Below are 6,581 nucleotides of genomic sequence, written 5' to 3'. Positions count from 1 at the left end.
GGTTACATTCCGAACCCGGAAGCTAAGCCTTACAGCGCCGATGGTACTGCAGGGGGGACCCTGTGGGAGAGTAGGACACCGCCGAACTCCTTTTAAAGCTCTGGCTCTTGGGCATCTGGCCCAGGAGCCAGAGCTTTTTTGCGTTGAGGTAGGGTCAGGGGGCATCGTAGGTACGTTTCCCACAGGAGGCCCCCGGGTGGAGGTCCAGGAGACCCGTGTCCAGACGGACCGGGTCCTCACCATCCCCAACATCCTCAGCATGGCGCGGCTGCTTGGCGTGCCGCTGTTCCTGTGGCTGATCCTCAGGCCTGAGTTCGGCGGGCCGAAGAGTGACGGCTGGGCTCTTCTGGTGCTGGCTCTGAGCGGTGTCAGTGACTACCTGGACGGCAAGCTGGCGCGGCGTTGGAACCAGGTCAGCAGCCTCGGCCGGCTGCTCGATCCGGCGGCCGACCGGCTCTACATTCTTTCGACATTGGTCGGGCTCACCTGGCGCGAGATTCTGCCGCTTTGGTTGACCGCTGTACTTCTGGCGCGAGAGCTGGTTCTGCTGGTGATGGTGGGGATCCTCAGGCGCCACGGCTATCCGCCGCCGCAGGTGAACTTCCTTGGGAAGGCAGCTACGTTCAACCTGATGTACGCCTTCCCGTTGCTACTGCTCAGTGACGGAAGTGGTTGGATCTCGTCACTCGCTGCTATTTTCGGATGGGCGTTCGCCGGATGGGGTACAACGCTGTACTGGTGGGCAGGAGTGCTCTACGTGGTGCAAGTCCGCCGATTGGTTCGAGCGGACGCCATGGCCGAGTGAACTCGCCGATTGCATCGGGCGTAGCGGCTCGATGGCCCGCGGCGGAAAAGTGCGGGACAATCTGGAGGGGTGAAGTCGGCTAGACCGTCGTCTCTTCGAGGAGGACGCTTCCGACATGAAGGCCGTCGTGATGGCCGGAGGCGAAGGCACGCGCCTTCGCCCCATGACCTCAAGCATGCCCAAGCCGCTCCTGCCGGTGGTAAACCGGCCGATCATGGAGCACGTTCTGAGGCTGCTCAAAAGGCATGGGCTGAATGAGACCGTCGTGACCGTTCAGTTCCTGGCTTCGCTGGTCAAGAACTACTTCGGTGACGGTGAAGAGCTCGGAATGGAGCTCACCTATGCCAACGAGGAGAAGCCACTCGGTACCGCGGGAAGCGTCAAGAACGCCGAAGAGGCGTTGAAGGATGACGCCTTCCTCGTGATCTCCGGTGATGCCCTGACTGACTTCGACCTCACCGAGCTGATCAACTTCCACAAGGAAAAGGGATCGCTCGTCACCGTCTGTCTGACGCGTGTGCCCAATCCCCTGGAATTCGGCATCACGATCGTCGACGAGGAAGGCAAGGTCGAACGCTTCCTGGAGAAGCCGACCTGGGGCCAGGTCTTCTCGGACACCGTGAACACCGGCATCTATGTCATGGAGCCCGAGGTCTTCGACTATGTCGAGCCCGATGTTCCCGTGGACTGGTCCGGCGATGTCTTCCCGCAGCTGATGAAGGAAGGCAAGCCGATCTATGGGTACGTCGCGGAGGGCTATTGGGAGGACGTAGGCACCCACGAGAGCTATGTGAAGGCGCAGGCCGACGTCCTGGAGGGCAAGGTCGACGTCGAGCTCGACGGGTTCGAGATCTCTCCGGGTGTGTGGGTGGCGGAGGGTGCCGAGGTGCATCCCGATGCCGTACTGCGCGGGCCGCTGTACATCGGCGACTACGCCAAGGTCGAGGCCGGCACGGAACTCCGCGAGCACACCGTCGTCGGCTCGAACGTCGTCGTCAAGAGCGGGGCCTTCCTGCACCGGGCCGTCGTGCACGACAACGTGTACATCGGGCAGCACAGCAATCTGCGAGGCTGCGTCGTCGGAAAGAACACCGACATCATGCGGGCCGCGCGGATCGAGGACGGCGCGGTCATCGGTGACGAGTGCCTGATCGGTGAGGAATCGATCGTTCAGGGCAATGTGCGGGTCTATCCGTTCAAGACCATCGAGGCCGGCGCCTTCGTCAACACCTCGGTGATCTGGGAGTCGAGGGGCCAGGCGCATCTCTTCGGTGCCCGTGGCGTCTCCGGAATCCTGAACGTGGAGATCACGCCGGAACTCGCCGTGCGCCTGGCCGGTGCCTACGCGACGACCTTGAAGAAGGGCTCCACCGTCACCACGGCCCGCGACCACTCCCGTGGCGCCCGGGCGCTGAAACGAGCGGTGATCTCCGCTCTGCAGGCCAGCGCCATCGACGTACGGGACCTGGAGAACGTACCGCTGCCGGTGGCGCGGCAGCAGACCGCGCGGGGCAGTGCCGGCGGGATCATGATCCGGACCACGCCCGGGGTGCCGGATTCCGTCGACATCATGTTCTTCGACGGGCAGGGCGCCGACCTGTCGCAGGCCAGTCAGCGCAAGCTGGACCGGGTCTTCGCGCGCCAGGAGTACCGGCGGGCGTTCCCGGGAGAGATCGGGGACCTGCATTTCCCCGCCAGCGTCTTCGACTCGTACACCGGGTCGCTGCTGCGGAATGTCGACACGACCGGGATCTCGGAGTCCGGGCTGAAGGTCGTCGTCGACGCGTCGAACGGCAGTGCCGGGCTCGTGCTGCCCAGTCTGCTCGGCAAGCTCGGTGTGGACTCGCTGACCATCAACCCCGGTCTGGACGAGTCCAGGCCCACGGAGTCGGCGGACACACGGCGGTCGGGGCTGGTGCGGCTGGGCGAGATCGTGGCGTCCGCGCGGGCCGCGTTCGGGGTGCGGTTCGACCCGGTGGGCGAGCGGCTGTCGCTGGTCGACGAGAAGGGCCGGATCGTCGAGGACGACCGGGCGCTGCTGGTCATGCTCGACCTGGTGGCCGCCGAGCGGCGCAGTGGGCGGGTGGCGCTGCCGGTGACCACCACCCGTATCGCCGAGCAGGTGGCGGCGTATCACGGGACGCAGGTGGAGTGGACGACGACCTCGCCCGACGACCTGACCCGGGTCGGGCGCGACGACACGACGATCTTCGGTGGTGACGGCAAGGGCGGGTTCATCGTCCCGGAGTTCAGCAGCGTCTTCGACGGTACGGCGGCCTTCGTACGGCTGATCGGGCTGGTGGCGCGGACGCAGCTCACGCTCAGCCAGATCGACGCGCGGATTCCGCGGGCGCATGTCATCAAACGGGATCTCGCGACCCCGTGGGCCGTCAAGGGGCTCGTCATGCGTCGGGTCGTCGAGGAGGCCGGAGATCGCTTTGTCGACACGACTGACGGTGTGCGGGTCGTGGAGACCGACGGCCGCTGGGTGATGGTGCTGCCGGACCCGGCCGAGGCGGTCACCCACCTGTGGGCCGAGGGGCCGGACGACGCGTCCGCGCAGGCCCTGCTCGACGAGTGGGCGGCGGTCGTGGACAGCGCCGGCCGCTGACGCAAGCAGTACACGCGCGTGCCGGACAGGTGTGCCCGAACGGGGCCTGTCCGGCACGCCGGTGGGGCCATTCGGAGGTAGCGGTCGCGACGTGCGACGATGTGCGGCATGCCGCAGCAGCCCCCCGTTCGGAGCACACCCACGCCCCCTGCGCGCCCGGACGCGTCCATGTCGCTGCTCACCAACGTCATGGATCACAGCCTCGACGACGGGTACGCCGAGGCGGCCGCCCGGAAGAAGGCCGCGGGGGACGGGGGCCTGCCCAAGACGCTCAGGGCGAAGCTGGGGCTGGCCGCCGGTCTGGTGCTCGCGGCGCTCGTGGTGACCGTGGGAGCGGCACAGGCGCGTGTGGCGGCGCCCGTCGTGGCCAAGGAGCGCGAGGAGCTGATCGACCGCATCGACCGGGAGACGGCGACCGCGGACAAGCTGGAGGAGAGCGTCGACGATCTGCGCGCCGACGTGAGCGCCCGGCAGCGCGAGGCCCTGAAGTCGACGGGCGGCGACCAGGCGGAGCTCATGGGCATTCTGTCGGGCGCCGTCGAGGTGCACGGACCCGGCGTGAAGCTGGTCGTGAACGACGCCAAGGAAGCCGGCACCGAGGGCGGCACCGACCCCCGGGGCGCGACCGGATTCTCCGACACCGGGCGGGTCCGCGACCGCGACATGCAGCGTGTGGTCAACGGGCTGTGGGAGTCGGGCGCCGAAGCCGTCTCGATCAACGGACAGCGGCTGACAGCCCTGTCGGCGATCAGGGCCGCGGGTGACGCGATACTGGTCGACAACAAGCCGCTGGTTCCGCCGTACACGGTGCTCGCGGTGGGGGACGGGGAGCGGCTGAGCAGCAGGTTCCAGGACAGCGCCGACGGACTGTACCTGCACGCCTTGCAGGAGAACTTCGGCATCCGGACCAGCATCTCCGTGCAGGACGACCTCCGGCTGCCGGCCGCACCGAGCGTGATCGTACGTACAGCACAGCCGAACACCGAGAAAACCGAGAAGGGCACATCGTGATCGCCGTACTGGGCCTCGTCGTGGGAGTCGTGGCAGGACTGTTGGTCCGGCCTGAGGTTCCGGCGGTCGTCGAGCCTTATCTGCCGATCGCCGTCGTGGCGGCGCTGGACGCCGTCTTCGGAGGTCTGCGGGCCATGCTCGACGGGATCTTTGACGACAAGGTCTTCGTAGTGTCGTTCCTGTCCAACGTGGTCGTCGCCGCGCTGATCGTGTTCCTGGGTGACAAGTTGGGCGTGGGCGCCCAGCTGTCCACGGGCGTGGTCGTGGTGCTCGGCATCCGGATCTTCTCGAACGCCGCGGCGATTCGCCGGCACGTGTTCCGGGCGTGAGGCCGATGAGCAACCACGACGAGACCACCGAGAACAGGCTGCGCAAGCAGCTCCCCGAGGAGATGCCGGCGGGCTCCGCCGAGCCCGTGGACGCTCCCGAGGACCCGCGGACACCCGAGGCGCTGCCCGAGGCGGGGCTGACCGGGCGGCAGCGGCTGGCGCAGGGGCTGTGGCCGCCGCGTGTCACCAGGGCCCAACTCATCGTCGCCCTGCTGCTGTTCGGCCTCGGATTCGGGCTGGCCGTCCAGGTGGCGTCGAACAGTGACAGCGACAGCGCACTGCGTGGGGCACGTCAGGAAGATCTGGTTCGCATCCTCGATGAACTGGACGACCGTACTCAGCGTCTAGAGGACGAGAAGCAAGGTCTGGAGAAACAGCGCGACGAACTGGAGAACAGTTCGAACCAGGCCGAGGAGGCCCGCAAGCAGACCGTCGAGAAGGAGAGGCAACTCGGCATCCTGGCGGGCACGGTGGCCGCGCAGGGACCTGGCATCACGATGACCATCGACGACACGAAGGGGACGGTCGAGGCTGACATGCTGCTCGACGCGATCCAGGAGCTGCGCGCCGCGGGCGCGGAGGCGATCCAGGTGAACGGCGTACGCGTCGTCGCCGGCACCTATCTGACCGATTCCGGCAATAGCGTGAGTGTCGACGGGAACAAGATCAACGCGCCCTATCGTTTCAAGGTCATCGGCAAGCCGCAGGACCTCGAACCGGCGCTCAACATCCCTGGAGGCGTGGTGCAGACCCTCGAGAAGGAGCAGGCCACCGTGACGATCGAGCGGTCGGACAAGATCGTCGTGGACGCCTTGCGAGCGGCGGAGCGGCCTGACTACGCTCGGTCGTCCTCCCAGTGAACCGAGGGTGCATGCGGGACGACCGCGGAGGGCATGAGGTTGCGGGGGGTCGGCGCACCGAATGGGTGGTGCGTGGTGGAAACTGTCTGGTGGAGACGGACGTTGTGAAGATGTCCGGGTCGGTCAGAGAGTGCAGTCAGGGTTCGTCCTGCCCCACGGGCGGGTCTGTTTCGGTCAAGGGGAATCGCCCGTGAAGTTGTTTGCGAAGTTGTTCGGCAAGAGCGCGCGAGAGGGCAGCGACAACGCGACCGCTCGTCACCGCGCACAGGGGGACGAGGACGTCCAGCGCCCGCTGTTCAGGGACCAGGTGTCTGGTCCGGGCGGTGACATTTCCGGAGGTCAGGGCGCGCAGTCGGTTGACCCTGGCCAGTCCGGCGGCATAGGTTTCGGGCAACCGTCAACCTCAAGTACGGGTGGAGGGTTTTCCCCGATGTCGGCCCTGGTGTGTACGAGGTGCGGTAACCGCAACGCGGAGAACAGCCGCTTCTGTTCCAACTGCGGCGCCCCGCTGCGCGGTGCGGCCGCCGAGCGTCCGTCCGAGACCACCTCCACGATCTCCATCTCCGGTATCGAGGCCTACGACGCCGAGACCACCGGTCAGACGCAGATCCCGGCGCTGTCGCCGGAGGCCCAGGCGGCCGTCGACGCGCTTCCGCTGGGCTCCGCGCTACTGGTGGTGCGCCGCGGGCCGAACTCGGGCAGCCGGTTCCTCCTGGACGGCGATCTGACCACGGCCGGCCGTCACCCGCAGAGCGACATCTTCCTGGACGACGTGACGGTCTCGCGCCGCCACGTGGAGTTCCGTCGCGCTCAGGACGGCTCGTTCACGGTCGCCGACGTCGGCAGCCTGAACGGCACGTACGTCAACCGCGAGCGGATCGACCAGGTCGCCCTGAACAACGGCGACGAGGTGCAGATCGGCAAGTACCGGCTGGTCTTCTACGCGAGCCAGCGGGGCTACTGAC

At 67.0% G+C, this 6,581-nt stretch carries 6 protein-coding genes and 1 rRNA gene; all 7 read left to right on the top strand.

Going from position 1 to position 6,581, the window contains the following annotated elements:
- Positions 1-87, top strand: a 5S ribosomal RNA gene (gene rrf / locus ACIRD7_RS38985); the annotation flags it as partial.
- 109 nt (positions 88-196) lie between these two features.
- The gene (locus ACIRD7_RS38980) at positions 197-805 is read left to right on the top strand and encodes a CDP-alcohol phosphatidyltransferase family protein (protein ID WP_403460731.1); all 609 of its coding nucleotides are present in this window, start codon (positions 197-199) and stop codon (positions 803-805) included.
- Positions 806-920: 115 nt separating this feature from the next.
- A complete protein-coding gene (locus tag ACIRD7_RS38975) occupies positions 921-3,416 on the top strand; it encodes a sugar phosphate nucleotidyltransferase (RefSeq protein ID WP_403460730.1) in 2,496 nt (831 codons plus the stop codon).
- 99 nt (positions 3,417-3,515) lie between these two features.
- Positions 3,516-4,427 carry a DUF881 domain-containing protein gene (locus tag ACIRD7_RS38970; protein WP_403460729.1) on the top strand — a complete coding sequence of 304 codons (912 nt, stop codon included), beginning with the start codon at positions 3,516-3,518 and terminating at the stop codon, positions 4,425-4,427.
- On the top strand, positions 4,424-4,756 hold the full coding sequence (locus ACIRD7_RS38965; protein ID WP_003988855.1) for a small basic family protein: 333 nt from the start codon (positions 4,424-4,426) through the stop codon (positions 4,754-4,756). The genes ACIRD7_RS38970 and ACIRD7_RS38965 overlap by 4 nt, the downstream gene beginning before the upstream one ends.
- Positions 4,757-4,761: 5 nt before the next feature.
- Positions 4,762-5,616: a DUF881 domain-containing protein gene (locus ACIRD7_RS38960; protein ID WP_403460728.1), complete on the top strand. Its 855-nt coding sequence runs from the start codon at positions 4,762-4,764 to the stop codon at positions 5,614-5,616.
- 61 nt (positions 5,617-5,677) lie between these two features.
- Positions 5,678-6,580, top strand: coding sequence for an FHA domain-containing protein (locus ACIRD7_RS38955; RefSeq protein ID WP_403460727.1), 903 nt, complete (start codon positions 5,678-5,680; stop codon positions 6,578-6,580).
- Position 6,581: the final 1 nt, after the last annotated feature.

Source organism: Streptomyces sp. NPDC093568, from assembly GCF_044764945.1.
In the GTDB taxonomy this organism is placed as follows: Bacteria; Actinomycetota; Actinomycetes; order Streptomycetales; family Streptomycetaceae; genus Streptomyces.
This window is presented reverse-complemented; position numbering and strand designations above follow the sequence as displayed.

Excerpts from the sequence above, each read along its gene's own strand:
- ACIRD7_RS38960 (WP_403460728.1), top strand. The coding sequence starts at position 4,762 with ATGAGCAACCACGACGAGACCACCGAGAACAGGCTGCGCAAGCAGCTC.
- ACIRD7_RS38955 (WP_403460727.1), top strand. The coding sequence starts at position 5,678 with ATGGGTGGTGCGTGGTGGAAACTGTCTGGTGGAGACGGACGTTGTGAA.
- ACIRD7_RS38975 (WP_403460730.1), top strand. The coding sequence starts at position 921 with ATGAAGGCCGTCGTGATGGCCGGAGGCGAAGGCACGCGCCTTCGCCCC.
- ACIRD7_RS38970 (WP_403460729.1), top strand. The coding sequence starts at position 3,516 with ATGTGCGGCATGCCGCAGCAGCCCCCCGTTCGGAGCACACCCACGCCC.